Origin of the sequence: Paraburkholderia sediminicola, from assembly GCF_046026855.1 — a bacterium.
Taxonomy (GTDB): Bacteria; Pseudomonadota; Gammaproteobacteria; order Burkholderiales; family Burkholderiaceae; genus Paraburkholderia; species Paraburkholderia sediminicola_A.
Genome location: NZ_JAQQET010000012.1, coordinates 185129 through 210531 on the forward strand (window position 1 = coordinate 185129; position 25403 = coordinate 210531).

The following is a 25403-nucleotide window of genomic DNA, read 5'->3' on the forward strand; positions in this document are numbered from 1 at the left end:
CTTTGATTCAATGTACCGGCAGTGCGTCGGGTGCATCGGCACGGCGGTGTTTCAGCGCATCCAGTGCGACGATGCACGACAACGAGATGCCCGCGAGACACGTGTAAAACACCGCAAGCGGCCACCATTGGCCAACGAATTTGTGGGCGAGCCATGTTCCCGCCAGCGGCGTCAAACCACCCGCGATCGCACCACACACCTGGTATGAAAGCGAGATCGCGGAATAACGCACACGCACCGGGAATATCCCGCTGACAAAGCCCGCGATCACCGAATAGAAACTCGCCATACACACCACCGCGAGCGCGATGCCGACAATCATCGACAGTCGGCTGCCGCTTTGCACGAGCGTGAACATGGGATACGGCGAGAGCATCGCGGCAAACGCGGCGAGCTTCAGGAAGCGCGCACCGCCGATCTTTTCAGCAAGCCATGCAGCCAGCGGTTGCGCCAGAAACTGGATGATCGCGACCGCGAACAGACAATCGAGAATCAGCGATTTCGACACGCCGATGTTTTGCGTGGTGTACGAAATCATGAAGGTATTGGTGAAATACACGCCAGCAATACCGATCGTGTTCGCGCCGATGCACAGCGCAACGAGCGCGCCGGAAGAACGGAACACTTCGGCAATCGGCAGCTCGACAGTACGCTTCGCCTCTTTCTCGCGCTGGAATTCCGGCGACTCGTTCACCCCCATGCGGATAAAGATGCCGACCGCGAGCAGCACCGCGCTAGCCAGAAACGGCAGGCGCCAGCCATATGCAATGAAATCATCGTGCGGCATCGACGTGACCGCGCGAAATGCTATCAGCGAGAGAATCAGTCCGGCCGGGCTGCCCAGTTGCGCGAACGAGGCGAAGAAGGTGCGCCGCCCTTTCGGTGCATGTTCGCCGGCCATCAGCACGGCGCCGCCCCACTCGCCGCCCACGGCCACGCCTTGCACCACCCGCAGCAACACCAGCAGCACGGGCGCGAGTACGCCGACCTTCGCATAAGCCGGCAGCAAGCCGACGCACACGGTCGCGACGCCCATCATCATCAGCGTGGTCATCAGCGCCTTCTTGCGGCCGATCCGGTCGCCCAGGTGGCCGAAGATCACGCCGCCGAGTGGCCGCGCAAAGAACCCGACCGCGAAGGTCGCGAACGACGCCATCGTGCTGAAAAACGGGTCGTGCGAGGGAAAGTACAACTCGCCGAACACCAGCGCGGCGGCGGTAGCGTAGATGTAAAAGTCATACCACTCGATCATCGTACCGATGAAAGCGGCGCTTGCCGCTCGCACGGGCTGACGGGTGGCTTGAGTTGAAGCGTTCATGGCGGCTCCTCAGTCGCGATTCCTGAGATCAGGGCATCTTGTGAGGGGTTTTATCGCCAACCATAAAACATTAGTCAAATTTCGGTTTATTATCTCAACTATAAATTTTACTAATGTCTAGGGTGATTCCATGACTCAACTGCGCGCGGACGTTACGCGTTTTTTGAATGACAGGCTCGACTGGAACCTGCTGCGCACCTTCCTCGTGATCATGCAGGAGCGCAGCGTAAGCCGTGCCGCGGCCCGTTTGCATCTGACGCAACCCGCGGTCAGCCAGGCGCTCAAGCGTCTCGAAGACACGCTCGGGCGCAACCTGATCCAGCGCCGCGGCCCGCACTTCGAACCCACCCGCGCCGGCGAGGAGGTGTACCGGATCGCCAGCGATATTTACGGGCACATGTCGCGGCTGGAAACCGAACTCGACGACCGCAGCGACGACATCACCGGGTCGATCCGGCTTCTCACGGTGAGCCGGATCGACTCCGGCGTCTACGACGAATTCCTCGCGGAATTCCACAAGAGCTATCCGCGCGTGGACTTGCACATCGAAGTGATGCGCTCGTCGGACATCATCTCGTCGCTGCTGCAAAAGACGGCTACCGCTGGCCTCGGCCTATGCCGAACACCCGTCGACAAACTCGAGCAGCGTTGTTTTCTGCGCCAACGGTATGCGCTTTTTTGCGGGCGGCATCATCGGCTGTTCGGGCGGCATGCCCTCTCGATCGATCAGTTGCTGGCGGAAAACTTCGTGTCGTTCACCAGCGACCAGATCGGCGACAGCCTTTCACCGCTTACCGTGTTTCGCGATCAACGCGGCTTCACCGGACGCATCGTGGCGGCTTCACCGAGCCTCGACGAGGTGCGCCGGCTGATCTTCGCCGGATATGGCATCGGCTGCCTGCCGGAGCACATCGTGCGCGATGACCTCGCGCAGCAGCGGTTGTGGCGTCTGCCGCCGGAAGATGGTTTGGTCGACGTCGACATTGATTTGCTGTGGCTGCGCGCCCGCAAGATGAACGCCGCCGAGCAGGCGTTTCTCGACGGCATGGAGCGCACAATGCAACGCTACGCGCTACCCGAGCGGCTTGCGCCGCGTTGACTGAGGATGAGCCTGGCGGTTCACCGGCTTCCACGCTTGCGGATGAACGCGATCTGCGCGGCCACGCTGGCCAGCACGGCCAAGGCACCCAATGTATCCAGAATAGTCGACCACACAATCCAGCCCCCTGATTCACTCCCGTCACTTCCTGATCAAACGAATGCGCGCGCCAGCAACTGAATACCCAAGCCGAGCAGACACAGAAAAAACCAGCGGCGGAAGGTCGCCGGACTAATGTGTCCGCGCACCCGTTGACCGATCCACATACCGAGCAACGCGGGCACCACCGCGCAAAGCGATTCGCTCAGGTCGTCGATCTCGAATGCATGCTCGCGTGCCAGTCCAATGGCGAGCGCGAGGGTGGAAACGGTGAAGGACAGGCCGAGCGCCTGAACCAGATCCTCTTTCTTTAACGTTAGCCCCTGAAGGTAAGGCACCGCCGGCACGACGAATACCCCTGTCCCTCCGGTGATCGCGCCGGTGACCACGCCGACCGCCGGGGATAGCCAGCGCTCGTATCGCGACGGCACCGAGAAGCGCCATGCCATTAGCCCCGCCACAGCATAGAGCGTCAACGCGGCGCCCAATCCGGCCACAGCCCATTCGCCGCCCCCGCCGGCAATGAACGACGCAGTCGCAACCGTTCCGACGCCAATACCGACCATCATCAGCCACAAACGCCTGAACAGCGCCCGCACGTTGGGCCCCGCGAACAGTTGCCAGACGTTCGTGACAAAAGACGGCAGCAGCAGCATCGCGGCAGCCTGCGCCGGTAGCATCAGTGTGCCGAGCACGCCCATGGCGACGGTCGGCAGGCCCATGCCGGTCACACCCTTGACGAAGCCGGCCGCGACGAAAGTCGCCGCAACCACGCTCGCACGCATAGCGAAAGAAGAGATCATCGGGATGTTGTTCTGATTGTCATGTCGGCGATTTTCGATTGCCGCAGCGCCGCCCACAATGCGTAAGATACGTACAGTGACTTAGGCTATGCCTAAGGCTGAAACTGAAATTCAGCTGCGGTGGCAGCCTCAACTCAAATCCGACTCCATGCGCTTCGATCTGATCGACCTCCGCCTGTTCCTGCACATTCTCGAAACCGGCAGCATCACGCATGGCGCGGCATGCGCGAACATGTCGTTGCCATCGGCCAGCGCACGCTTGCGCGGCATGGAAGAAGCCCTGGGCGTGCCCTTGCTGGAGCGAGGCCGGCGCGGCGTGGAGTCCACGGCAACAGGCGACACGCTTGCGCATCACGCGAGACTCGTACTCGGCCAGATCGACCGCATGCAAGGCGAGCTCGGCGAACATCAGGCCGGGCATAAAGCTTGCATCCGTTTGTGGACTAATACCGCCGCGATTACCGAGTTTTTACCGTCCGCGGTCGGCCTGTTTTTGCGCGAGCACCCGAACGTGCAGATCGATCTGAAGGAGCGGCAAAGTACCGAAACCGTGAAAGCGGTGCTGGCCGGCGCGGCGGAGATCGGCATCATCTCGGATGCCGTCGAACACGGCGCGTTGCAGACGCTGCCCTTCGCTGTCGACAAGCTCGTGCTGGTCACAAGCCGTGACGACCCGCTGGGTGCGCGCCGTCGCGTCACGCTTGCTGAAGTGGCTGAACGTGAATTCATCGGCTTGAGTACGAGCAGCGCGTTGCATGCGTATCTTGGCGAACGCGCACTGTTATCCGGACAGCCACTCAGCGTCCGCGCGCACATGCGAACCTTCGACAGCATCTGCTGCATGGTCGAACAGGGCGCGGGCATCGCCATCGTGCCGGCCACCGCCGCCAAACGCTATCGCAGCACGCCTGGCATTCGCACGATCGAACTGACGGACAGTTGGGCCACGCGCCAGTTGCTGATCTGCATGCGCGATCTCAACGCGCTGAAACGGCCGGAAAAAGCGCTGGTGCGGCATCTGACCGGAATCTGGGAATGCTGAGAACGCTCGGTTGGCGCTCTATTATCAGCACGGCTTATTTCACAACCGATTTTTAATCGATTTGCCTGATTCTTTGCCGTTTCTTATTCTTGACGCACAACCGGAAGCCACGCAACACATGCGGCCTCCGCTCTGCTCATCTCTGTCTTTTTGCCGGCAAGATCATGGAAAGAACCACCTTCAACGTACGTGTCGACAGCGTGCGTGACGAAGCGCACGGCGTGCGCTCGTTCAGCGTATCGCGTCTGGACGGACAACCATTCGACCGCTACGAACCCGGCGCGCATATCGACGTCACCGGCCCCTCGGGCGTCACGCGGCAATATTCTTTGTGCGGCGACCCGGATCATCGTGAAGCGCATCTGTTTGCCGTCAAGCGTGAAGACGCGTCGCGCGGCGGCTCACGCTCGCTGCATGACGACGTGACCATCGGCTGCGAATTGACGATCGGCGCGCCGCGCAATCTGTTTCAGCTCGCAGCCGGCGCGAGCGAACACATTCTGATTGCGGCGGGCATTGGCGTTACGCCGCTGTTGAGCATGGCCTATCGCTTGCTCAAACAGAACGAGCACTTCGTGTTGCATTATTTCGCACGCAGCGCGGAGCACGCGGCGTTCCTGCCGTTGCTGTCACGCGCACCGTTCAGTGATTTTGTGCGGCTTCATTTCGGCGTCGAGCGAGAACAACTCGATACGGTGCTGGCCAACTGTGTGGCAAATGCACGCGAAGGCACGCACATCTATACTTGCGGCCCGGCGCCCTTCATGGAGCGTGTGGTGGCGATTGGCGAAACGCGGGTTGCTGCCGGGGCGCTTCACCTCGAACGCTTCGCCGCCGAGCCCGCTTCGGCGGCTAGCGGCGAAGCGAACACGCTAGAGGCATTCGACGTGCGCATCGCCAGCAGCGGTGCAACGGTACACGTGGATAAACACACGACGATCGTCGCGGCGCTGGCAGCGATCGGCATCGAAGTCGATACGTCATGCGGTGAAGGCGTGTGCGGCACCTGCATGGTCGACGTGGTGAGCGGCACGCCTGAGCATCGTGACCATTGCCTCAGCAAAGCTGAGCGCGCGAGCGGCAAAGTGATCTGCTGCTGCGTCTCACGTGCTACTTCGCCGTTGCTGGTACTCGATCTTTAGGACTTAATCTTCAACGCAACCAGGTGCTGCATTCGCAGCACCTTCTTTTTTGCGCTCTTACCGGTCGTCGTCACGAATCGACGAGGCATGGCGGCACAGCGCGCGTACTTCGACATCCATATACGGAAACAACGGTAATTGGCTCAGCACGTCATGCAGATGCGCGGGGCTTTCCACGTCGAAAACGCTGATATTCGCGTAGCGTCCGGCGATGCGCCACAGGTGCCGCCATACGCCTTCCTGCTGCAGCTTCTGTGACATCGCTTTCTCATCGGACTTCAGGCGCGCGGCGCGCTCCGCGTCCATGTCGGGCGGCAGGTTGACGGTCATCTCAACGTGAAACAGCATGCTTGCTCTCCTTTCCTTATCGGTAATAAAAAACCCTGGTTACCCGGCAAACCACGCCGCGCAGCCAGGGTCGATGGATTCATGCGGTACGTCCAGGCCTTTCGGGCGTCAGTGCTTCAGCGCCTCACGCTTCTGCACGCACGCGCTCTACTTCAGCGCCCGGCAAGTTGTCGCGCTCCTTGAACAGCGTGAAGTCGAAATCGATCAACGCGAACTGGCCTTCCACGCCATAGGGCTTGCCTTCCGCGCCCTCGGCCTGCCTGACGGCCGGCACGAGGCCGTCGCGCGTGGCGAACGCGAAGTCGTCCCACAGATACGGATCGCCGTCGATGTTGATCTGCGTGGTCAGCTTGCGGCAGCCCGGCGCCGAAACGAAGAAGTGGATATGCGCCGGACGATGCCCATGACGGCCCAACTGATCGAGCAACAACTGCGTCTGCCCTTGCGGCGGCACCGAATAGCCAACCGGCACCACGCTATGGAAGCTGTACCTGCCTTCGGCATCCGTGCGAATCGAGCGGCGCAGATTGAAGGCCGGCTGCGACTTGTCGAAGTACGAGTAATTGCCGAGGTGATTCGCGTGCCACACTTCAACCAGCGCATTCGCCAGCGGCTTGCCGTCTTCGCCGAGCACGCGCCCGCGCATCACCAGCGTCTGACCGGGATCGGTGCCGTCGTCCAGTCGTGCATGCCCTTCGGACACCGGCGCGCCCGCCACATACAGCGGTCCTTCGATGGTGCGCGGCGTGCCGCCTTCAATACCGGCCTTGGCTTCCGCTTCGTCGAGGCGCAGGTCGAGGAAGTGCTCGAAGCCGAGGCCCGCGGCCAACAGACCGAGCTCGCCGCTCTTGCCTGCGTCGCCGAGATAATTCAGCGCGGTCCAGAACTCGTCCGGCTGCACGTCGAGGTCTTCGATCGTATAGAACAGATCCTGGACGATGCGGTTGACGATCTGCTTCGTGCGCGGATTGCCTTCACCGGTGGCGCTGTCGTTGATTTTCTGCAGCAGCGCGTCAATGGCTTGCTTGTTCATGGGGTATCTCCTTCGTTTAATGTTCTTGGCGGCTAGCGGATGAACCGTCAGTTCGTGGTGACGCTTGCGCCCTGGCGCGTATCGCGCCGCAAGCGGTCGATCTTGTTCCAGTCGAGCGTGATGCCCAGGCCCGGCCCGTGTGGAAGATGCAAAGCAAAATTCTCATAGCGCAGCGGTTCGGTGAGAATCTCTTCGGTCAGCAACAGCGGACCGAACAGTTCAGTGCCCCACTTCAGTTCGCCGAAGGTGCTGAAGAGTTGCGCCGAGGCGATTGTGCCCACCGCGCCTTCGAGCATCGTGCCGCCGTACAGGTCGATGTTCGCAGCCAAAGCGATTGCCGCCACCTGCGCGGCGCCCGTCAGGCCGCCCGATTGTGCGATCTTTACGGCGAAGACATCGGCCGCGCGCGCGCTGGCGATGGCGAACGCATCGGCCGGGCCGTGCAATGCTTCGTCGGCCATGATCGGCACCTGAGCGAGATCCGTCAGACGTTTGAGGCCCGCGCGATTCTCCGCGTCGATCGGTTGCTCGATCAGCGCAATACCGGCATCGGCGAAACGCTTGCCAGCCCAGATCGCTTCGGATTCAGTCCATGCCTGGTTCACGTCGACACGCACTTCACCGCGTCCTTCCAGCGCTTTCTGAATGGCCACGACGTGCGCAACGTCATCGGCGACTGCGCGCGAGCCGATCTTCAGCTTGAACACACGATGCCGCTTTGCTTCGAAAACACGTTCGGCTTCGTCGATATCGCGGGTCGTGTCGCCACTCGCGAGCGTCCACGCCACATCCACCGAATCGCGTACACGGCCGCCGAACAACTCCGACAGGGGCACGCCGAGACGCTGCGCCTGGGCATCGAACAACGCGGTTTCAACCGCGGATTTCGCAAAACGGTTGCCCTGAAACAGCGCGCGCAGCTTCGCCATCGCCGCGCCTGGGCGGGTCGCGTCCATGTCTTTGAGCAGCGGCGCGAAGTACGTATCGATATTGACCTTGATACTTTCCGGGCTTTCCTCGCCGTACGCGAGACCGCCGATGGTCGTGCCCTCGCCCACGCCGACCACACCGTCGGCACAGCGGATGCGCACCAGCACAAGCGTCTGGCAGTTCATCGTTGCGACCGAAAGGCGGTGCGGACGAATCGTCGGTACGTCGACGAGAATTGTCTCCACACTTTCGATCTTCACGGGTGTTGCTATCATTCGTTGCCCTCCTGAACTGCTTTACCGAGAGCTCCATAGTAGAAACAACCCGCGAAGCAGTCCAACACCGATTCCGACTACTTCCATACCTTAGGGGTATGCATGGAACTTCGCCAACTCCGCTACTTCATTGCGGTCGCGGAAGAAATGAACATCACGCGGGCCGCCAAACGCCTGCATATGACGCAGCCGCCGCTCAGCCGCCAGATCCAGCAGATCGAGGAGAGCATTGGCCTCGCGCTGTTCGAACGCGGCTCGCGGCCGTTGCGGCTGACCGAAGCCGGCCGCATTTTCTATGCACAGGCCAAGCGCCTGATCGACGATGCCGACGAACTTGCTCCGCTCACGCGACGCCTCGCACAACTGGCCGAACGCATCGTGATCGGTTTCGTGCCGTCGACGCTCTATGGCGCGCTGCCCGCAGTGATCCGCGCGTTTCGCGAGGCTGCGCCGCATATCGAGTTATCGCTGATTGAAATGTTCACGATCGAACAACTCGGGGCCCTTAAAGGCGGCCGTATCGACGTTGGTTTCGGCCGCTTGCGTTTCGACGATGCGCAACTGGCGCGTGAAGTGCTCGTCGAAGAACGGATGATTGCCGCACTGCCGCAAGACCATCCGCTCGCACGCCAGAAGAAACCGCTGACGCTTGCCGCGCTGGCGCAGGAAACACTGATCGTCTATCCGAGCACGCCGCGGCCGAGCTATGCGGACCAGCAACTATCGGCGATGCATGACCATGCGCTTGAGCCGAAGGCAATTCATGAAGTGAGGGAATTGCAAACCGCGCTGGGGCTGGTGGCGGCGCAAGTCGGCGTGTGTCTCGTGCCGGAAAGCGTGGAGGGTTTGCGCGCGCATGGCGTGGTGTACCGGCCGGTTCCGGCCGCCAATATCGTGTCGCCGATCATCATGAGCCGCCGCCTGCAGGATGAGTCACCGACGACTACGTTGCTGTGTTCGCTGGCGCGGGCGTTGTTCAAACGGGCTTGAAGGGGCAGCGGTCTCATCTCAACGCTCGTCGAACCGCCGCACGATATCGGCCATCAGATTGCGCAACCACACGTTGCCCTCGTCCTGATCGAAATGCTCGTGCCAATGCATTGTGACGGCCGCCATCGGCAATGTGACAGGCAACTCGTAGAGTTGAAAACCACCGTCCCGATTGAAAATCTGTGCAAGACGCCGCGGCAGCGTCGCGAACAGATCGGTCACGGCCAGCACGCTCGGCAAGGCCACGAAATGCGGTAATTCCAGCGCTATGTGCCGGCCGACGCCTTGCGCGCGAAACGCGTCGTCGAGCGCGTAGTGGCTGTGTTCGACCGACGTGATCTGCACGTGCGACGCGTCCACAAACGCCTTCATACTCAGATCTTTCGTGCGCGGCAAGCCGCGGCGCTTGCGCGTCATGCAAACGTAAGTCTCCTCGAACAACGGTTGATGACGCGTGCGCGCGGTCAGCGTCGGCAGATTGCCAATTGCAAAATCGAGCCGGCTCGCGCGCAACGCATCTTCGATTGCTTCTACCGGCAAAGGCTCGATACGCAACTTCACGCGCGGCGCCTGCCGGTGCAACGCCTCGCAAATCGGCGGCAAGTACGCCAACTCGCCCGCATCGGACAGCGATAACCGGAACGTGCGCGTGCTCACCGCCGGATCGAAGTGTTCCGCGTAACGCAAGGCTTCACGCACGGTATCCAGCGCCCGCGCGACGATGCCCGACAGTTCGAGCGCGATCGGCGTGGGCTGCATGCCGGCGCGCGTGCGAATGAACAACGGATCGTCGAACAGGGTCCGCAAACGCCCTAGCGAATAACTGATCGCCGGCTGCGACAACGCAAGGCGCTGGCCGGCCCGCGTGAGGCTGCGCTCCTCGACGATCGCCTGGAAAACGCGCAGCAGATTGAGGTCGACGTGGTCCAGCGAATTCATCGAGATATCCATGAGATTGATTTTATATTTTATTTTAGATCAATTTGACGCATATCAGTCGGTCAGCGAGACTTTGCTTCATCAACCACCCCACATACCGAACTGATGAGCGAATCCTCATATCAGACCGTCGACGCGAGCGCCTTGTACCAGCGCGCGCAGTCCGACCGCGTCGCCCCGTCGCTGTACTACGACCCGGCGGTTTTCGAAACCGAACTCGAGCGCATTTTCTACAAGACGTGGATCTGGGTCGCGCACGAAAGCGAATTGCCGAATCCGGGCGACTTCCGCACCACCACGATCGGCCGCCAGCCGGTAATCGTGGTGCGCGATAAGAGCGGTACCGTCAACGTGCTGCAAAACCGCTGCCGCCATCGCGGCGCGACCGTGTGCGAGCAGCACAAGGGCAATGCGAAGGGCTTCACGTGTCCGTATCACAGCTGGACCTATGGCCTCGACGGCGCATTGCGCGCACTGCCCTATGGCGACGGCTATGAAGGCGTGATCGACAAGACCGAGTTGCCGCTCGCCAGCCTGCGCGTGGGCATCTATCAAGGTCTGATCTTCGCGAGCTTCAATCAGGAGATCGAGCCACTCGAAGATTTCCTCGGCGGCGCCAAGCCGTGGATCGACCTGTTCATGAAGCAAGGCGCGGGGTATCCGATCAAGGCGAACGGCGAACATCGCTTCCGCTTTAACGGCAACTGGAAGATCCAGCTCGAAAACACCACCGACCTGTATCACTTCCCGGTGGTCCACAAGTCGTGGATGAAATCGATCGACGACGAAACCGCCGCCGCGATCACGAGTTTCATGACGAGCGACGAAGCATTCTGCCGTTCGCTCGGCAACGGCCATAGCCTTGCCGTGCTGGTGCCGGAACTCGTCGATCTCGACCGCGACGATGGCGCGCCGATCCCCGAGCGCTTCGAAGCACTGGCCGCCACGCTCGCGAAAAAACACACGCCTGACGAAGTGCGTCGCATCGTGCGGTCGCTGATGGGTGTCGGCTTCAACCTGAATCTGTTTCCAAACCTCGCGCTGTCGATGGCATTTTTCCGCGTGCTGCGGCCCATCTCGGCGAACGAGACGGAAATCCGTCACGTCGCCCTTGCCATGGACGGCGGCCCCGAAGAAGCGAACCGCGTGCGTCTGCGCATTCACGAACACTTCCAGGGTCCGTTCGGTTTCGGCAGCCCGGACGACGCCGAAGCCTGGGAACGCGTGCAGCGCGGCTCACATGCCGGCCCCGATCTGCCGATCCTCGTGAACCGCGGCCTGAATCGCGAGAGCACGGCGCCGAATGGCGAAAAAACCGCCCACGCCACCGACGAAACCGGCATGCGCGAAGCGTACGCGCAATGGCGCACGATGATGGAGCAAGCATGATGGACAAGAGGAACACGCTGTTCTCGCAGGAGACCTTTGCCAGCGCGATCGAACTGATCTGGCGCGAAGCCGAGTTGCTGGACCGCAAGGACTATCGCGAATGGCTTTCGCTGTGGGACCCGATAGGCTTTTACGTGGTGCCGATCGATCCCGACGCCACCGACTTCGCCGCCACGTTGAACTACGCGTACGACGATCAGGACATGCGCGAGAAACGCGTGCAACGCATGACGTCCGGCTATTCGGCTTCGGCGAGCGACGCCGCCCGCACCGTGCGCACGGTCTCGCGTTTCACGCTGACGAGCGATACGAGCGACGAAGTAGAAGTGAACTCGGCGCAGGTCATCGTCGCGTATAAACGCGGCAAGTCGACCCTGTTCGCGGCGGATCTCACGCATCGCATCAGTTTTACGAGCGGCGAGCCGCGCATCGTGCAGAAGGTGATCCGCCTGATCGATTCGACCGAAGCGCTCAGCGCCATCGGGTTCCTGTTGTGATTGACGACGATTCGAGCGAAGTAAAACGATGCCCACACTAGAGGTTTATCTTCCGGCCGGTCACGCGGAAGCGCGTAAAGCGCAACTGATTGCCGGCCTCACTCAGGCCACCGTCGATGCGATCGGCGCACCCGCCGAATCGGTGCGGATTCTGCTAAGCGAATTGCCGCAGCATGATTTCGGCGTGGGCGGCGCCAGCGCGGCGGATCGCGCGGGCAGCCGTGCATCGCTGCTGGTGATCGTCGCGATCCTGATTGCGGGGCGCACGCCCGCGCAAAAGACCGCGTTGATCGCCTCACTCAGCGAAACAAGCGCCTCTGTGCTCGACACGCCGCTCGACGCCGCCCGCGTGATGATCAAGGACATTCCGAATACCGACTTCGGCATAGGCGGCCAGACCGCAAAGTCACTCGGGCGCTAGCGTCCTTCTCCCTACAAGCGAACCAGCGAGCACGACGATGCAACACGACACGCTTTCTCCCACGGCCGGATCACCCGCCACGCCCGCAGTGCCGGCGACTTCGCGGACACTGCGGCGGATCATCGTCGCTTCTGTGCTCGGCAACGCGCTCGAATGGTACGACTTCTTTCTGTACGGCACAGCCGCGGCCCTGATCTTCGGGCCGCTGTTCTTCCCACTTCACGGCGATCCGCTGATGGGCACCCTCGCCGCCTTCGCCGGCTTCGCGATCGGCTTTGTGGCGCGGCCGCTGGGGGGCATCGTGTTCGGCCACATCGGCGACCGGCACGGCCGCAAACGTGCGCTCGTCGTGACGCTGATGATGATGGGCGTGGCGACCTTCGGCATCGGTCTGTTGCCGACGTTCTCGCAAATCGGCTTCCTCGCGCCCGCTGCGCTCGTTTGTTTGCGGGTCGTGCAAGGCATCGCATCCGGCGGCGAATGGGGCGGCGGCGTGCTGCTCATTAGCGAAAGCGCGCCGGCCAATCGTCGTGGCTACTATGCGTCGTTCAGCCAGTTGGGCGTGGCGGGCGGCTTCGTGTTGTCGGCAGCGGCGTTCTATCTGGTGCAGCGACTACCGGTCGAGAGCTTCATGTCGTGGGGGTGGCGCGTGCCCTTTCTCGCGAGCGTGCTGATCTTCGGCGTCGGTGTGTATATTCGCCGGAGCCTGCCGGAGAGCCGCGACTTCACCGCGGCCAAACCGAAGCACATGCCAGTGCTGACGGTGCTGCGCAATCACCCGAAACAGGTGTTGCAAGCAATGGGGCTACGTGTCGCTGAAAACGGCGGCACGTATATCTTCCTGTCGTTCGTGCTGGTGTACGGCAAGACGATCGGCGTGCCGGTTTCGGTGATGCTCGGCGGCGTGATGATCGCAATGCTGATCGAACTCGTCACGATCGTGCTGTGGGGCCGGCTATCGGATGTGATCGGGCGGCGGCCGGTGTATATGATCGGCGCGCTCGGCCTGGTCGTGATCGCGTTTCCCGCATTCTGGTTGATCGATACCCATGAACCGCTACTCGTATTCCTGTCACTCGCATTAGGTTTGCCCTTCTGCCACGGTGCGATGATCGGCACGCAGCCCGCGCTGATGGGCGAACTGTTTCCCACCGAGGTCCGCTATTCGGGCATGGCGCTAGGCCACGAAATCGCTTCGGTGTTTTCCGGCGGACTTGCGCCTCTGGTCGCTATCGCACTGTATTCGAAGGTCCATGCGCCGTGGCCGGTCGCGTTGATGCTGATCGGCTTCGGCCTCATTACCGCGATCACGCTCGCGACCATTCCGAAGAGTGTCAGTACCAGGCATGATTGAGCTGCGATCAGCGGGCGGGAACAGTCACAACCGGCAGCGTAAAACTGCATTGAAGGCCGCCCTGCCGTGCCGGTTTGGCCCAGATTTCGCCACCGTGCCGGGTGACGATGTTTTTGCACAGCGACAAACCGATGCCATTACCCCCTGCTTTCGACGAAGAAAATCCGTCGAACAGCCGGCCGTGCGCTTCGGTGGGCACGCCCGGGCCGTTATCAACGACCTGCACGAGCGCATATTTCCCGCGCAGACTGGTGACAAGGCGCAATTCACCGCGCCGTGCAGCGGCATTCGTGCATTCCGTCAGCGCCTCGATCGCATTGAACGCCAGATTCAGCACGACCTGGCCAATCAGCACGCGCTCGCAATACACCGGCAAGGCTTCAGATGCCTGCTCGATGGTGACGGCAACACCCGCTTCCTTCGCACGCAATTCGATGAAGTAGGCAACGTCCGTGATGACGTCGCGAATATCCACGTACGTCTCGCTCGGCTCTCGCTTGACGATGTAATCGCGTACGCTCTTGATGATCACCGCCGCGCGCTCAGCCTGGCGATCGGCGCTGCGCAAGCCCCACAACACGTCGTCGACGACACCGGGTTGTGCGAGGCGCCGGATCGCGCCTTCGATGAAATTGCGCACCGCGGCAAGCGGCTGGCTCAGCTCGTGCGCAATGGCGGTCGCCATTTCGCCCATCGCGTTGTAGCGCCCCGCATATTCCAGCAGCCGCGCTTCGTTACGGCGCGCCTCTTCGACAGCGACTTCGTCCGTAATGTCACGAAAGTGCAGCAGGCGGCCGTTGAGGTCGTCTTCGATTTCGATTCTTCTGCACGTAATGCGCAACCAGACCGGCGTGCCATCGCGGCGCGTAATCCGATAGCGTTGCGGTGCCGAAGGCTGGATGCGCGGTGCGTTGGCGAGTTGCTGGAGCAGGCGGTCGCGATCAGACACGCTGCAATAGTCGAGCACGTCGCCCATCGGCACGCCCTCTTGCAGACCCAGCACACGCCGTCCGGATTCGCTGACGAATTCCACTGCGCCTACGGGCGTCAGTACGGCAACGCCTTCACCGAGATCCTGCATGAATTCGCGCAGCCGCGACTCGTAGCGCCGCAGCGTCTGCTTGAGCGTGTCCTCGATACTGATGTCGCGGAACTGCACCATCACCACGCCGCGCTCACGCAGCGGCACATAGGTGGCAATGGCCTCGGACAGCATATCCGCCCCCGTGCGGGAGCGGTAACACCACTCGTAGACCTGGGGGCCCTCGGTAATCGCGCGATCCATTGCGCCGACGCCGATCTCGCGGCGGTACCTCGGCACCGGGCGGGTCATGTCTTTCGCCTTGAGCGGCAGTATTTCTTCGAGCGTAAAACCGAGCGCCTCGCAAGCCGCGCGATTGGCCCACACGATCGCCTTCGTTTCAGCGTCGTGCAACAGCACGCACAACGTGAGCGCGTCGAGCAGGCGGTGGAAATCTTCTTCGGCGGGGAAATTCATTATGCGAGGCGGTGGAAAAATCCAATCACGTATTGGAAAGAACATAACACCAGTCGGCATGATTCGCGTCTGAAGATTTCTTTAGGCGCCCCCGGCGCGTTACCTAAAAACGCATCCCGCGTCCCAATTGAAGCGTTCTTTTTGCATTTCTAGACTGGCCTCACCCTGCACGTGTCGTCGCCTGCTTCATCGCCCGCGATCGAATCGTGCCTCGTGTTTCAGCCAATAACGAACAAGGAGAAGCCCCGCCATGTCAGACACTGCTACCGACAATGCCGCCGCTGCCATTGCCGCCGACGCAAGCCGCGATGCAACGCGCTTGCCGCTCGCCGACGTCATCGTCGAAATCGCCGCTCGGCGCGAGGAATTCGAACGCCTGTCACATGTACCGCGCGACGTCATCGCCAGGCTCAAGCGCGCGGGCGTGTATCGCGCGGCGACGCCGCGGCGTTTCGGCGGCGATGCGCTCGCGCCCACCGCGTTCCTCGACATGATCGAACGCATCGCGGTGGCGGACGGTTCGGCGGCATGGGTCGCCAGTTTCGGCTCGGCGAACGTGTATCTCGCGGCGTTGCCTCTGGCAACTCAGGCGCACATCTACGCCGACGGTCCCGATCAGGTGTTTGCGGGCGGCCTCTTCCCCGTGCAACCCGCGCAACCCGCCGAGGGCGGCTGGCGTGTGAACGGCACGTGGAAATTCGCGAGCGGCTGCAAGGGCGCGGACTGGCTCGGTGTGGGGATCGGCGCGGCCGGCTCAGGCGCGGCCGGCTCAGGCGCGGCCGGCTCAGGTGCGGCCGGCTCAGGCACGGCCGGCTCAGGCACGGCCGGCTCAGGCACGGCCGGCTCAGGCACGAGCGCCCCCGTTGTGCCCGGAAAACCACGCACAGCCGTGTTCCGCCCGCATCAGGTCGAGATCGTCGAGAACTGGGACGTGGTCGGCATGCAAGGCACCGGGAGTCACGATCTGCGCGTCACCGATCAGTTCGTCGCCGACGACTGGACCTTCGTGCGCGGCGGCGAGCCGTGCGTGGACGAACCGTTGTATCGCTACCCGACTATCGCCTACGCGGCGCAAGTATTGGCCGTGGTCAACCTCGGCCTCGCACGCGCGGCGCTCGATGTCGCCAACCAGATGGCCGGCGGCCGCAAGACGACAACCGGTGCGCCGCAACTCGCCGACCGCGCGTACTACCGGATCGAACTGGCGAAGGCCGAAGCGCAATTGCGCTCGGCCCGCGCGTTCTTCTACGACACCACCGACACGGTCTGGCAATCGATCCTCGCCGGCAACCCCGTCACACCTGAGCAGGTCAGCCTGCTGCGTCTGGCCGCGACGCAGATCGCCCGTGAAGGCGCCGAGGTCGTGCAGCGCGCCTACCGGCTCGGCGGCACAATGGCGATCTACCGCACGCATCCGTTGCAGCGCCTGCTACGCGATGCAATGGTGGTGACCCAGCACGCGTTCCTCGGCGAAGGCAACTTCGACGGCGCCGGCGCGGTGTTCGTTGGTGTGCCGCCGATTCCGGGCTACCTGTAAGCCACGTTCTGATTTTGACGTTCAAACGATTTCATGGAGAACCACACAATGTCCGATAACCAGAAGCTGCCCTTGCGCGTTCTGTTCTGCTGCGGCGTGACGCAGAATTTTTTTGACTTGCCGCGCGAGAAGATCGGCGAAGTCTGGCAGGCCTACGGCAAGATGCTGGCGGCGGTCGAATCGATGGACGGCGTCAGCGTGCTCGGCATCATGGACGACGACCGTCTCACCGTCGGCAATGCCGACAACTCGCCGTGGACCTTCTACATCATGGCCGACGTGCGCGACTTCGACACCGCCGTGGCGGTGTGCAATCTGTATCGCACCACACCGGTCGGCGAATACAACCTGTGGCGCTACGGCAAGATCGAAGCGCGAGTCGGCCGCGCGCTGCAAGTCCCGCCGCAACACGCTAACGCTGCTTGAGCATGCCGGAGCGTGATGCGATGAACGAGACCCCGAATACGCTTGCCATGTTGACCGAACGGCTCGCCGCGCTCGAAGCCGAATCGGCGGTGCGCCGCACCATGGCGCGTTATATGGCGCTATGCGATGTGCCTTCGGGCGCGCTCGAGGGCGAGACGCTTGCGGCCCTCTTCACTGTCGACGCGATCTGGGAAGGCATCGGCCCGCAGTACGCGAGCAAGTTCGGCCGCCTCAACGGTCAGGCGGAAATTCTCACGATGCTTACGCGCTACTTGCCGCCGTCGCCGCACTTTTCAGTGAATGTGCACTTCCTCACGTCGGAAACCATCGAGGTGCACGGCGCGGTCGCAAAAGGCCGTTGGATCATGCTGCAAACGTCCGGTTATGTCGACGCACCAGCGGAGTTGATCTCGGCGCGCCTGGCCGTGGATTTTTCCCCCGCGGGCAATGGCCGCGACTGGCTCATCACGCACTTTCGCACCGAACGTCTTTTCGATGCGCCCTGGCAAGTCAATGCAAGGAAACCGAATCCATGAACGAGTTTATCCAGACCTTGTCGTTAGGCGGCACAGGTCCGAGCATCGCGATCAAGGACACGATCGATATCGCCGGCTACGCGACCACGGCCGCGAGCCGCGCGCTGGCCGACAGCCCCCCTGCTGTTCAGCACGCGGAAGTCGTGGAGCGCTTGCTCGATGCCGGCTGGCACATCGTCGGCAAGGCGAACATGCACGAACTGGCGTTCGGCATGACTGGTATCAACGACTACACCGGCACGCCGCAAAATCCGCAGGACGCCGCCCGTATTCCTGGCGGCTCATCAAGCGGTTCGGCAGCGGCTGTTGGCTTGAAGCTCGCCGATGCCGCGCTTGGGACGGACACGGGCGGTTCTATTCGCGGCCCCGCTGCATGCTGCGGCGTGATCGGCTTGAAGCCGACTTACGGACGCGTCTCGCGGCGCGGCGTCGCTCCGCGTGAATCGACGCTCGATTGTGTCGGGCCGTTCGCGCGCGAGATGCAGATGATCGTCGCGGCGATGCAGGCGATTACCGCCGGGTTCGACGTGAATACGGCCCAAGCGCGCCAATCAGGCGCGTGGAACGTCGGCATCGTGCAGGTCGACGCAACGCCCGAAATCCTCAAAGCCGTTACGCGCGCGGCAAGCCAGGCCGACTGCACCGCTCGCACGCTGGAACTCGCCGGCCTCGCCGCGGCGTTCGAAGCAGGCCTCTCGATCATCAACGCGGAAACCTCCCATGCGTTCGGTCACCTGGTGGCAAGCGGCAAGCTCGGTGCGGATCTCGACGCACGGCTGCGCGCCGCGGCAAAAACGACAGTCGCTCAACGCGATGCCGCGGAGTTGGTACGCCGGCAATTCACTGCGGCCGTCGACCATGCGCTGGAAAGCGTCGACGTATTGATTCTCCCCACCCTGCCCGCGTTGCCGATCACGCTCGACGAAGCACGCGGCGGCACGTCGGTCATCGCCATGTCGTCGTTGATCCGGCCATTCAATCTGAGCGGCCATCCGGCACTGAGCTTGCCCTTGCCTATCGACGGCTCGCCGCTCAAGGCGGGCTTGCAGATCGTCGGACGCAAAGGGGCGGATGAACAGGTGTGCGCGATTGCGGCGCGCTTCGAAGCGGCCCTCGCCGCCTGACGCAGGTAGTTGAGGTGGGCAAATGAGTTTGGCGAATGCAGTTGCCAAGCAAGCCTGGCGGATGAACCAGGCCAATGGCCCGGACAAACAGGCAATGCACAAAGCCGCTGCAGAAGCGGCAGTTTTCTAACGGAGTAGAAGCAATGCAGAACAGAGTCGTACTCGTCACTGGCGCGGCGCGCGGTCTCGGCGCCGCGATTGCCGCGCGCTTTCATGCCGCGGGTTATGCGGTAGCCATCGGCGACATTGCGTTCGATGCCGCACAAGCCCTCGCCCGCGAACTGAGCGCCGACGGTTCGAGCGCCTTCGCGCTGAATCTCGACGTCACCTCGAAAACCGCGTTCGAATCGGCACGCGATGCGATCCTGCAACGCTGGGGCCACATCGACGCGTTGATCAACAATGCGGGTGCATCCAAAGTCGTCCCCGTGATGGAGATCACCGCCGAACAATTCGATCAGGTAATCAACGTGAATCTGCGCAGTGTGCTGTTCGGCTGTCAGGTGTTCGGCCAGCATTTCGCCGACGCCGGCGTTGGCCGCATCGTCAACATCGCCTCGCTGGCGGGACAGAACGGCGGGTCGGCCACCGGGGCGCACTATGCGGCAGCCAAAGGCGGCATCATCACGTTGACCAAGGTGTTCGCGCGCGACCTCGGTTCCGCGGGCGTGACCGTCAACGCAATTTCGCCCGGGCCGATGGACCTGCCGATCGTGCACGAGAGCGTCGCGGCCGACAAACTGAAGGCGGTGATCGCCAACATTCCGGTGGGACGTCTGGGCTCAGCGGACTATGTTGCGGATGTCGCGGTGATGCTGGCCGCTGAGAACGCTTACTTTGCCAACGGCGCGTGCTGGGATGTGAACGGCGGCCTGTTCATGCGTTAAATGCCCGGCGCGTTCGCGGTGAATTGCATTCGTGGCATACGCCAACGTTCACGCTCACACAGGGGTATGCCCTCAACGAGGCGCACCGCTCACGGCCGCCTCCTGCTCCCACACCGCCATTACGTCGCGCACCAGCATCGCGATGGACGCCGCGCCGAGCTTGTCCTTGATGCTCGCACGATGCACGTCGACGGTCTTCACACTGATCGACAGATCGGAAGCGATGCGCTTGCTGCCCTTGCCGTCGATTACGCCGCGCAGCACTTCTTTCTCGCGTGCCGTCAACGACGCGAGGCGCTTGCGCAACTCACGCTGTTTCTGATTGGCAGCATGACGAAGCGTCGCGAGTTTCAAGGCACGCTGCACACGATCGAGCATCTGCTGCGAGTTATAGGGTTTCTCGACAAAATCGATCGCGCCGTTCTGCAAAGCACGCACCGACATCGGAATGTCGCCGTGACCACTGACGAAAATGATCGGCAGCGTTGCATCCTGACGGTTCAACTCCGCTTGCACATCGAAGCCACTTTGCTCCGGCATGCGCACATCGAGCACGAGACATGCGGGTACGCCGGGATCAAAAGCGCTGAGAAATTCCCTGGCATTGGCAAAGCCCGCCGACTTCACGCCGACCGATTCGAGCAACCACGCGAGCGACGTACGCATGCCATTGTCGTCGTCGACGATATAGACGATCGGTGAGAGAGGTGGAGCGGACTGAGGCTGCTGGGACATGGCGTAGGTGGAACGGTTCGGGAAGTGTGCGATTCGAAGCGTTTTGCCGGCTCATGATAACCAGTGAAAAAAACGCTGCAAAGCGATAGTTACCCTGTGACGCAGATAAAAGCCGCTCAGGCGCTCACTCTATGCAGACGTGCATAGGGGGAAAGCTTTAGACGAGTCGGGAAAGATGCCCCCACGCGCACCGCTCGCGCTGATTTTTTTCCGTACGTGGATTGATTACGCTTGAATCCAGACCCCTACCGCCCCCAGAGGAACCCAGAACATGAAGCCGAACCCACACGCGACGCAATCGACCACCGTCGCTGACACCGACCTCGCAGCAAAACAGCAATTCCGTCAGGCCATGGCGCATTTATCCGCGGCCGTGAACGTCATCACGACCGCCGGTCCGCACGGACGCTGCGGCGTCACCGCGAGCGCCGTGTGCTCTGTTACCGATACGCCGCCCACGCTGCTCGTCTGCCTGAACCGTTCGAGCGCAATGCACGCCACCTTCGAACGCAACCGGCATGTTTGCATCAATGTGCTGCCTGGTGAGCACGAATTGCTCGCGCGCCATTTCGCGGGCATGACGCAGGTGCCGATGGAAGAACGCTTTGGCTGGCCAATCTGGGACGACGGCGCGCATGACGTACCGGTCTTGCGCGACGCACTCGCGAGTCTGCAGGGCGAGATCGTTGATCTGAAGGAAGTGGGTTCGCACTCGGTAATGTTCGTCAAAATCAACTGCATCAGCGTGCGTACGGACGGTGATGGGTTGATCTATTTCGATCGCAATTTTCACCGTGTCAAACGCTCTGCATCGCATTGATGCGCGACAGTAGCAATTGAATTCGGCCGCGGCCCGTGGCTCGCTTAAATCACGCCCGCGCTATGGATATCGAACTGAAACTGCGGCACGGCCGCAACGGCTTCGACAAAGCAGTCGATCAGATAATCGCAGGCCGACGTATTCAATGCATCGCGCCGCGAGATGATGCCTACCGACACGCGCGGCAACGGTTCACGCACTGGCACCGAAACGATTCGTTCACGAATCCAGTCCATTTCCAGAAAACTCTTCGGACAGCATGACAGCAGATTGCTGCTCACAGTCAACGAAAAACTCGCACTGAACGAACTGCACTCCACGACCACATTCGGCGCGCTTGCCCCATGCTGCACGAAAAAATCCTGAAGCGACTGGCCGATGCTTTCGGGCGTGGTGTTCAGCATCCACTCCGCGCCTTCGAGATCCGCGATCGATTCAGCATTCGCCAGCGGGTGCCCTTTGCGAGCGGAAATGATCAACTCGCCTTCGAGCAAGGAGCGGAACACGAATTCCGGCGCGAGCTTCTTTTCATCGACGATCGCGATCACGAAGTCCAGCGAGCCATCGCGCAGCCGGGCCAACGCCGCTGTCAGGAAACCCTCCTGAACCGAGAGCCGCGTCTTCGGCATGCGTTGCCGGAACGAGTGAATGGCGCGCGACAGAAACTTCAGCGACACCAGCGGTGTGACCGCACACGACACCGTCCCACCCGCCTGACCGGATAGATGGACCACGTCGTCTTTCGCGTGCTGCATCTCCGCAAGAATGAGCCTCGCGCGCGCACACACGGCCTGGCCGTACTGCGTGAGTTGCGCGCCACGCGCGCTGCGCGACACCAGTGGCACGCCCAACTCCTGTTCGAGCTCACGAATCGCCTTGGTCAACGCGGGCTGGGACAGACACACCGTTTTGGCCGCGGCGCGAATGCTGCCGTGCTGGGCAATCGCCACTAAAGCGCGCAACTGGTTGTATTTCACGGGTGAGCGGTCGGATAAACGGTTGGAGAACGAGGGGCCACGGTCGGCGTCAGGAAGCGGTTGACGGCTTGAATCGATGGTACACCGCGAGAAAAACCAAGGCCATGCTCCCAAATACCCATTGCCGTGCGGCCTGCATGAGTCCTGCTTCAGCCCGAACCCAAGCCCAGCCGGGCGCGATAACCCAGCGTTATCACAATAAGAAAAAGCAAATCCAGAACGCTTTTTTGACTCCCTAGACTTTTCCTGTCGTCGTCATTGAAGGCGCTCTGCCCGATCAAAGCGCTCGAACCGATATTGAAGCGCTGTCGAAACGATATCGAAGCATCACGGATTGATTCACCTCCAGAGGGATCCCGTTCATGAAGTCACCTTCACTCAGTTCTTCGCTCAACGATGTCAGTCAAAGCGCGCGGCATGGCGTATCGACTCGCGGGCTGATCGTCGCGACGACAATCGGCAACGCGTTCGAATTCTTCGACCTCACCGTCTACAGCTTCTTTGCCGTGCTGCTCGGCAAGCTGTTCTTCCCGCTCGCTTCGTCGCAACAGCAACTCTTACTCTCGGTTGGCACGTTCGGCATCGGCTTTATCGCACGACCGCTTGGCGGTGTGCTGTTCGGGGTGCTGGCGGACCGCTTCGGCCGCATCACCGCGATGAATCTCACGCTCGTGACAATGGCGGTCGGCACTGGCCTGATTGGCGTGATGCCCACCTACGCACAAATCGGCATCGCGGCGCCGCTCGCGATCGTCGCCGCGCGCCTGCTGCAAGGTTTTTCCGCGGGCGGCGAAGTCGGCGTCGCGACCACGCTGCTCGCGGAACGCGCCTCTTCAGCGCGACGCGGCTACATCACGAGCTGGCAGTTCGCGAGCCAGGGGGCGGCGGCGCTGGCAGGCTCACTGGTTGGTTTCCTTCTCTCGCATTACCTCGACCAAGCTTCGCTCGAAGCCTGGGGATGGCGTATTCCGTTTCTTGCAGGCGTGCTGATCGCGCCGCTCGGCCTTTATCTGCGTTCGCGTCTAGACGACGAAGCGGATACGCCTGCCGACGCCGTGGCCGATTCCACGGGCGTGCTGAAGACTGTTCTCCAACGTGACTGGCGCCTTGTCCTGGTGGCCCTTTTTCTGGTGGTTGGCGGCACGTCGGCGCATTTCATCGTGATCTATTACATGTCGACGTATGCGATCAAGGTGCTGCATCTGCCGATGGATGCCGCGCTCTGGTGCGGGATTCTCGCCGGTGCGGTGATGCTGGTGATGTCTCCGGTGGGCGGCATCTGGTCCGACACGTTCGGCCGCAAACGCGTCGCCTTCATCTCGCGCGTGCTGCTGACCGTGCTCATTCTGCCAGGCTTCTATCTGATCCAGCATTCGCCTTCGATCAGCACTTTATATCTGGTGATCTGTGCGCTCGCAGCGCTGCATTCCATCAACGCGGGCGCGACCGGTTCGATGCTGCCGGAGATGTTCCCGCGCGGCACGCGTGCAACCGGACTTTCCATTGCCTATGCAGCGGGCGTGTCGATCTTCGGCGGCTTTGCGCAATTCATCGTGACGTGGCTGATTCAGGCGACCGGGAATCCGGCCGCGCCCGCCTGGTACGTGATCGTTTGCGGGGTTCTCTCGCTGGTCGCGCTCCTGTTCGTGGTCGACCGCACACGTCAAGACATCTAGGCCGCCACACACGCATCATTCACTCTCCAATACCGCGAAATTCTCATGTCAGACACTCTTCATGCCGATACACCGCTCTCCGTGAGCAGCGAACTTTGTGACCTGTCCGCCCTTACCTTGCTCGATCTGCAGCGCAAGAAGGAAGTGAGCGCCGTCGAAATTCTGAATGCGCACCTCTCACGTATCGAGGCCGTCAACCCGCAAGTCAACGCACTGGTGACGATCGCCGACAAATCCGGTTTGCGCGGCCGTGCCGCTGAAATCGATGCGCAATGGGCACGCGGCGTCTGGCAAGGTCCCCTGCACGGCCTGCCCGTTTCGCAGAAGGACCTGACCGCGACGCGCGGCGTGCGCACTACGTTCGGCTCAAAGGCCTTCGAACATCACGTACCCGAGCACAGCGCACTGATCGCGCGCCGCTGTGACGCCGCGGGTGCGCTGATGATCGGTAAATCGAACACCCCTGAATTCGGCTCCGGTTCGCACACGTTCAACGACGTGTTTGGCGTGACACGCAATCCGTGGGATCTGAGCAAATCCGCTGGAGGAAGTAGCGGCGGCGCAGCGGCATCCGTTGCGTGTGGGATGAATCCACTCGCTTGTGGCAGCGACATGGGTGGCTCGCTGCGCAATCCGGCCGCGTGGAATGCAGTGGTCGGTTTGCGTCCGTCGCCGGGACGTGTGCCGCGCGCGCCGGATTCGAACGGCTGGGCGACGCTCGGTGTCGATGGCCCGATGGCGCGCGATGTCGCCGATACCGCTTTGCTGCTCAGCGCGATCTCCGGACCCTCCGGCGAAACCGCGACCGAAATCAGCGAACCAGGATCGCGCTTCGCACAACCGTTGCAGCGCGACTTTCGCGGCACGCGCATCGCCATGTCGGTCCAGCTTGCCGGTCTTGCTGTCGATCCCGAGATTCAGCGGGCCGTGCAGGCCCAGGCCGCCGTATTCGAGTCGATGGGTTGCGAAGTGGAATTCGCCGACCCCGATCTCGGCGATGCCGAAGACGTGTTTCGCATTGAGCGTGCATGGATGATCGGCAGCCTGGTTGATCGGCTCGATGCCGGGGCACGCGCACAACTGAAGCCGGAAATCGAAGCGGAGTGCCGTCTGCATCGCTCTTTATCCGCCTCGGACCTGGGCGATATGTTCGTACGCAAAACGGCGTTGTTCGAGCGGATGCGCCGCTTCATGGACAATCACGCGTACTACGTGCTGCCCGCCACGCAGATGCTGCCCTTCGACGCCGATCTGCGCTGGCCCACTGAATTTATGGGCATGCGCTACGACTCGTACATCGACTGGATGCGCATCTGCTGGTATCTGTCTTCCACTGAATCGCCTGTGCTCGCTTTGCCGTGCGGTTTTAGCGCGTCCGGCTTGCCGATCGGCTTGCAGATCGCCGGACGCTTTCGCGACGACTGGGGTCTGCTGCAATTCGGCCACGCCTATGAGGCTGTTGCGGCGCACAGCGCGATACGTCCGCCGCTTATTACCGGGCGCTAAAC

The 25403-nt window shown here is 61.9% G+C and carries 25 protein-coding genes; 16 read left to right on the top strand and 9 right to left on the bottom strand.

Features of this window, described 5'->3' with window-relative positions; all coding sequences use genetic code 11:
- Positions 1 to 7: 7 nt before the first annotated feature.
- Entirely contained in the window at positions 8 to 1318 is a 1311-nt protein-coding gene (locus PQR40_RS15725; protein ID WP_408509340.1) for an MFS transporter, read from the bottom strand.
- Between the two features lie 139 nt (positions 1319 to 1457).
- Between PQR40_RS15725 and PQR40_RS15730 the strand changes: the two genes are divergently transcribed.
- Complete coding sequence (locus PQR40_RS15730; RefSeq protein WP_408509366.1) at positions 1458 to 2417, top strand: LysR family transcriptional regulator; 960 nt, start codon at positions 1458 to 1460, stop codon at positions 2415 to 2417.
- Positions 2418 to 2569: 152 nt separating this feature from the next.
- On the opposite strand, the gene PQR40_RS15735 is transcribed toward PQR40_RS15730, so the two are convergent.
- The gene (locus PQR40_RS15735) at positions 2570 to 3319 is read right to left on the bottom strand and encodes a sulfite exporter TauE/SafE family protein (protein WP_408509341.1); all 750 of its coding nucleotides are present in this window, start codon (positions 3317 to 3319) and stop codon (positions 2570 to 2572) included.
- 148 nt (positions 3320 to 3467) lie between these two features.
- Between PQR40_RS15735 and PQR40_RS15740 the strand changes: the two genes are divergently transcribed.
- Both PQR40_RS15740 and PQR40_RS15745 read left to right on the top strand, forming a co-directional pair.
- Positions 3468 to 4361, top strand: coding sequence for a LysR family transcriptional regulator (locus PQR40_RS15740; protein ID WP_408509342.1), 894 nt, complete (start codon positions 3468 to 3470; stop codon positions 4359 to 4361).
- A 164-nt stretch (positions 4362 to 4525) separates the two neighbouring features.
- Entirely contained in the window at positions 4526 to 5503 is a 978-nt protein-coding gene (locus PQR40_RS15745) for a PDR/VanB family oxidoreductase (RefSeq protein WP_408230418.1), read from the top strand.
- A 57-nt stretch (positions 5504 to 5560) separates the two neighbouring features.
- Here the strand turns inward: PQR40_RS15745 and catC are convergent, their stop codons facing one another.
- The 3 genes from catC to catB2 form a co-directional block, all read right to left on the bottom strand.
- Entirely contained in the window at positions 5561 to 5851 is a 291-nt protein-coding gene (gene catC / locus PQR40_RS15750; RefSeq protein ID WP_063496017.1) for a muconolactone Delta-isomerase, read from the bottom strand.
- Positions 5852 to 5975: 124 nt separating this feature from the next.
- Positions 5976 to 6884, bottom strand: a complete 909-nt coding sequence (gene catA / locus PQR40_RS15755) for a catechol 1,2-dioxygenase (RefSeq protein ID WP_408230414.1) — start codon at positions 6882 to 6884, stop codon at positions 5976 to 5978.
- 47 nt (positions 6885 to 6931) lie between these two features.
- On the bottom strand, positions 6932 to 8089 hold the full coding sequence (gene catB2, locus PQR40_RS15760) for a muconate cycloisomerase CatB2 (RefSeq protein ID WP_408509343.1): 1158 nt from the start codon (positions 8087 to 8089) through the stop codon (positions 6932 to 6934).
- Between the two features lie 102 nt (positions 8090 to 8191).
- Between catB2 and PQR40_RS15765 the strand changes: the two genes are divergently transcribed.
- Complete coding sequence (locus tag PQR40_RS15765; protein WP_408509344.1) at positions 8192 to 9079, top strand: LysR family transcriptional regulator; 888 nt, start codon at positions 8192 to 8194, stop codon at positions 9077 to 9079.
- An 18-nt stretch (positions 9080 to 9097) separates the two neighbouring features.
- On the opposite strand, the gene PQR40_RS15770 is transcribed toward PQR40_RS15765, so the two are convergent.
- Positions 9098 to 10018, bottom strand: a complete 921-nt coding sequence (locus tag PQR40_RS15770) for a LysR family transcriptional regulator (protein ID WP_408509345.1) — start codon at positions 10016 to 10018, stop codon at positions 9098 to 9100.
- Positions 10019 to 10123: 105 nt separating this feature from the next.
- On the opposite strand from PQR40_RS15770, the gene PQR40_RS15775 reads away from it, so the two are divergent.
- From PQR40_RS15775 to PQR40_RS15790, 4 genes are read left to right on the top strand one after another with little or no spacing between them, the layout of a single operon-like run.
- Positions 10124 to 11407 carry an aromatic ring-hydroxylating oxygenase subunit alpha gene (locus tag PQR40_RS15775; RefSeq protein WP_408230402.1) on the top strand — a complete coding sequence of 428 codons (1284 nt, stop codon included), beginning with the start codon at positions 10124 to 10126 and terminating at the stop codon, positions 11405 to 11407.
- Complete coding sequence (locus tag PQR40_RS15780; RefSeq protein WP_408509346.1) at positions 11404 to 11904, top strand: aromatic-ring-hydroxylating dioxygenase subunit beta; 501 nt, start codon at positions 11404 to 11406, stop codon at positions 11902 to 11904. The genes PQR40_RS15775 and PQR40_RS15780 overlap by 4 nt, the downstream gene beginning before the upstream one ends.
- A 28-nt stretch (positions 11905 to 11932) precedes the next feature.
- The gene (locus PQR40_RS15785; RefSeq protein ID WP_408509347.1) at positions 11933 to 12325 is read left to right on the top strand and encodes a tautomerase family protein; all 393 of its coding nucleotides are present in this window, start codon (positions 11933 to 11935) and stop codon (positions 12323 to 12325) included.
- A gap of 37 nt (positions 12326 to 12362) precedes the next feature.
- Positions 12363 to 13679 carry an MFS transporter gene (locus PQR40_RS15790; RefSeq protein WP_408389423.1) on the top strand — a complete coding sequence of 439 codons (1317 nt, stop codon included), beginning with the start codon at positions 12363 to 12365 and terminating at the stop codon, positions 13677 to 13679.
- A 7-nt stretch (positions 13680 to 13686) separates the two neighbouring features.
- On the opposite strand, the gene PQR40_RS15795 is transcribed toward PQR40_RS15790, so the two are convergent.
- Positions 13687 to 15177, bottom strand: coding sequence for a PAS domain-containing sensor histidine kinase (locus tag PQR40_RS15795; RefSeq protein WP_408389425.1), 1491 nt, complete (start codon positions 15175 to 15177; stop codon positions 13687 to 13689).
- Between the two features lie 250 nt (positions 15178 to 15427).
- Here PQR40_RS15795 and PQR40_RS15800 point away from each other — a divergent pair, with 250 nt between their 5' ends.
- From PQR40_RS15800 to PQR40_RS15820, 5 genes are all read left to right on the top strand, one after another.
- Positions 15428 to 16714 carry an acyl-CoA dehydrogenase family protein gene (locus tag PQR40_RS15800; RefSeq protein WP_408509348.1) on the top strand — a complete coding sequence of 429 codons (1287 nt, stop codon included), beginning with the start codon at positions 15428 to 15430 and terminating at the stop codon, positions 16712 to 16714.
- Between the two features lie 48 nt (positions 16715 to 16762).
- Positions 16763 to 17140, top strand: coding sequence for a hypothetical protein (locus PQR40_RS15805; RefSeq protein ID WP_408197927.1), 378 nt, complete (start codon positions 16763 to 16765; stop codon positions 17138 to 17140).
- Between the two features lie 20 nt (positions 17141 to 17160).
- Positions 17161 to 17676 carry a nuclear transport factor 2 family protein gene (locus PQR40_RS15810; protein WP_408509349.1) on the top strand — a complete coding sequence of 172 codons (516 nt, stop codon included), beginning with the start codon at positions 17161 to 17163 and terminating at the stop codon, positions 17674 to 17676.
- Positions 17673 to 18800: an amidase gene (locus PQR40_RS15815; protein ID WP_408509350.1), complete on the top strand. Its 1128-nt coding sequence runs from the start codon at positions 17673 to 17675 to the stop codon at positions 18798 to 18800. The genes PQR40_RS15810 and PQR40_RS15815 overlap by 4 nt, the downstream gene beginning before the upstream one ends.
- Positions 18801 to 18943: 143 nt before the next feature.
- Positions 18944 to 19687: an SDR family NAD(P)-dependent oxidoreductase gene (locus PQR40_RS15820; protein ID WP_408509351.1), complete on the top strand. Its 744-nt coding sequence runs from the start codon at positions 18944 to 18946 to the stop codon at positions 19685 to 19687.
- 72 nt (positions 19688 to 19759) lie between these two features.
- Here the strand turns inward: PQR40_RS15820 and PQR40_RS15825 are convergent, their stop codons facing one another.
- A complete protein-coding gene (locus tag PQR40_RS15825; RefSeq protein WP_408509352.1) occupies positions 19760 to 20422 on the bottom strand; it encodes a response regulator transcription factor in 663 nt (220 codons plus the stop codon).
- A gap of 271 nt (positions 20423 to 20693) precedes the next feature.
- Here PQR40_RS15825 and hpaC point away from each other — a divergent pair, with 271 nt between their 5' ends.
- Entirely contained in the window at positions 20694 to 21242 is a 549-nt protein-coding gene (gene hpaC, locus PQR40_RS15830; RefSeq protein WP_408509353.1) for a 4-hydroxyphenylacetate 3-monooxygenase, reductase component, read from the top strand.
- Positions 21243 to 21286: 44 nt separating this feature from the next.
- Here the strand turns inward: hpaC and PQR40_RS15835 are convergent, their stop codons facing one another.
- Positions 21287 to 22219, bottom strand: coding sequence for a LysR substrate-binding domain-containing protein (locus PQR40_RS15835; protein WP_408509354.1), 933 nt, complete (start codon positions 22217 to 22219; stop codon positions 21287 to 21289).
- A 362-nt stretch (positions 22220 to 22581) separates the two neighbouring features.
- On the opposite strand from PQR40_RS15835, the gene PQR40_RS15840 reads away from it, so the two are divergent.
- Positions 22582 to 23895 (top strand): MFS transporter, encoded by a 1314-nt coding sequence (locus PQR40_RS15840; RefSeq protein WP_408509355.1) that lies wholly within the window; start codon positions 22582 to 22584, stop codon positions 23893 to 23895.
- Between the two features lie 45 nt (positions 23896 to 23940).
- Positions 23941 to 25401 carry an amidase family protein gene (locus PQR40_RS15845; protein ID WP_408509356.1) on the top strand — a complete coding sequence of 487 codons (1461 nt, stop codon included), beginning with the start codon at positions 23941 to 23943 and terminating at the stop codon, positions 25399 to 25401.
- The last annotated feature ends 2 nt before the right edge of the window (positions 25402 to 25403 follow it).

Bases quoted from the DNA above. Each gene is read 5' to 3' on its own strand.
- PQR40_RS15725 (WP_408509340.1), bottom strand. From the start codon at position 1,318: ATGAACGCTTCAACTCAAGCCACCCGTCAGCCCGTGCGAGCGGCAAGC.
- PQR40_RS15735 (WP_408509341.1), bottom strand. From the start codon at position 3,319: ATGATCTCTTCTTTCGCTATGCGTGCGAGCGTGGTTGCGGCGACTTTC.
- PQR40_RS15740 (WP_408509342.1), top strand. From the start codon at position 3,468: ATGCGCTTCGATCTGATCGACCTCCGCCTGTTCCTGCACATTCTCGAA.
- PQR40_RS15745 (WP_408230418.1), top strand. From the start codon at position 4,526: ATGGAAAGAACCACCTTCAACGTACGTGTCGACAGCGTGCGTGACGAA.
- catC (WP_063496017.1), bottom strand. From the start codon at position 5,851: ATGCTGTTTCACGTTGAGATGACCGTCAACCTGCCGCCCGACATGGAC.
- catA (WP_408230414.1), bottom strand. From the start codon at position 6,884: ATGAACAAGCAAGCCATTGACGCGCTGCTGCAGAAAATCAACGACAGC.
- catB2 (WP_408509343.1), bottom strand. From the start codon at position 8,089: ATGATAGCAACACCCGTGAAGATCGAAAGTGTGGAGACAATTCTCGTC.
- PQR40_RS15765 (WP_408509344.1), top strand. From the start codon at position 8,192: ATGGAACTTCGCCAACTCCGCTACTTCATTGCGGTCGCGGAAGAAATG.
- PQR40_RS15770 (WP_408509345.1), bottom strand. From the start codon at position 10,018: ATGAATTCGCTGGACCACGTCGACCTCAATCTGCTGCGCGTTTTCCAG.
- PQR40_RS15775 (WP_408230402.1), top strand. From the start codon at position 10,124: ATGAGCGAATCCTCATATCAGACCGTCGACGCGAGCGCCTTGTACCAG.
- PQR40_RS15780 (WP_408509346.1), top strand. From the start codon at position 11,404: ATGATGGACAAGAGGAACACGCTGTTCTCGCAGGAGACCTTTGCCAGC.
- PQR40_RS15785 (WP_408509347.1), top strand. From the start codon at position 11,933: ATGCCCACACTAGAGGTTTATCTTCCGGCCGGTCACGCGGAAGCGCGT.
- PQR40_RS15790 (WP_408389423.1), top strand. From the start codon at position 12,363: ATGCAACACGACACGCTTTCTCCCACGGCCGGATCACCCGCCACGCCC.
- PQR40_RS15795 (WP_408389425.1), bottom strand. From the start codon at position 15,177: ATGAATTTCCCCGCCGAAGAAGATTTCCACCGCCTGCTCGACGCGCTC.
- PQR40_RS15800 (WP_408509348.1), top strand. From the start codon at position 15,428: ATGTCAGACACTGCTACCGACAATGCCGCCGCTGCCATTGCCGCCGAC.
- PQR40_RS15805 (WP_408197927.1), top strand. From the start codon at position 16,763: ATGTCCGATAACCAGAAGCTGCCCTTGCGCGTTCTGTTCTGCTGCGGC.
- PQR40_RS15810 (WP_408509349.1), top strand. From the start codon at position 17,161: ATGAACGAGACCCCGAATACGCTTGCCATGTTGACCGAACGGCTCGCC.
- PQR40_RS15815 (WP_408509350.1), top strand. From the start codon at position 17,673: ATGAACGAGTTTATCCAGACCTTGTCGTTAGGCGGCACAGGTCCGAGC.
- PQR40_RS15820 (WP_408509351.1), top strand. From the start codon at position 18,944: ATGCAGAACAGAGTCGTACTCGTCACTGGCGCGGCGCGCGGTCTCGGC.
- PQR40_RS15825 (WP_408509352.1), bottom strand. From the start codon at position 20,422: ATGTCCCAGCAGCCTCAGTCCGCTCCACCTCTCTCACCGATCGTCTAT.
- hpaC (WP_408509353.1), top strand. From the start codon at position 20,694: ATGAAGCCGAACCCACACGCGACGCAATCGACCACCGTCGCTGACACC.
- PQR40_RS15840 (WP_408509355.1), top strand. From the start codon at position 22,582: ATGAAGTCACCTTCACTCAGTTCTTCGCTCAACGATGTCAGTCAAAGC.
- PQR40_RS15845 (WP_408509356.1), top strand. From the start codon at position 23,941: ATGTCAGACACTCTTCATGCCGATACACCGCTCTCCGTGAGCAGCGAA.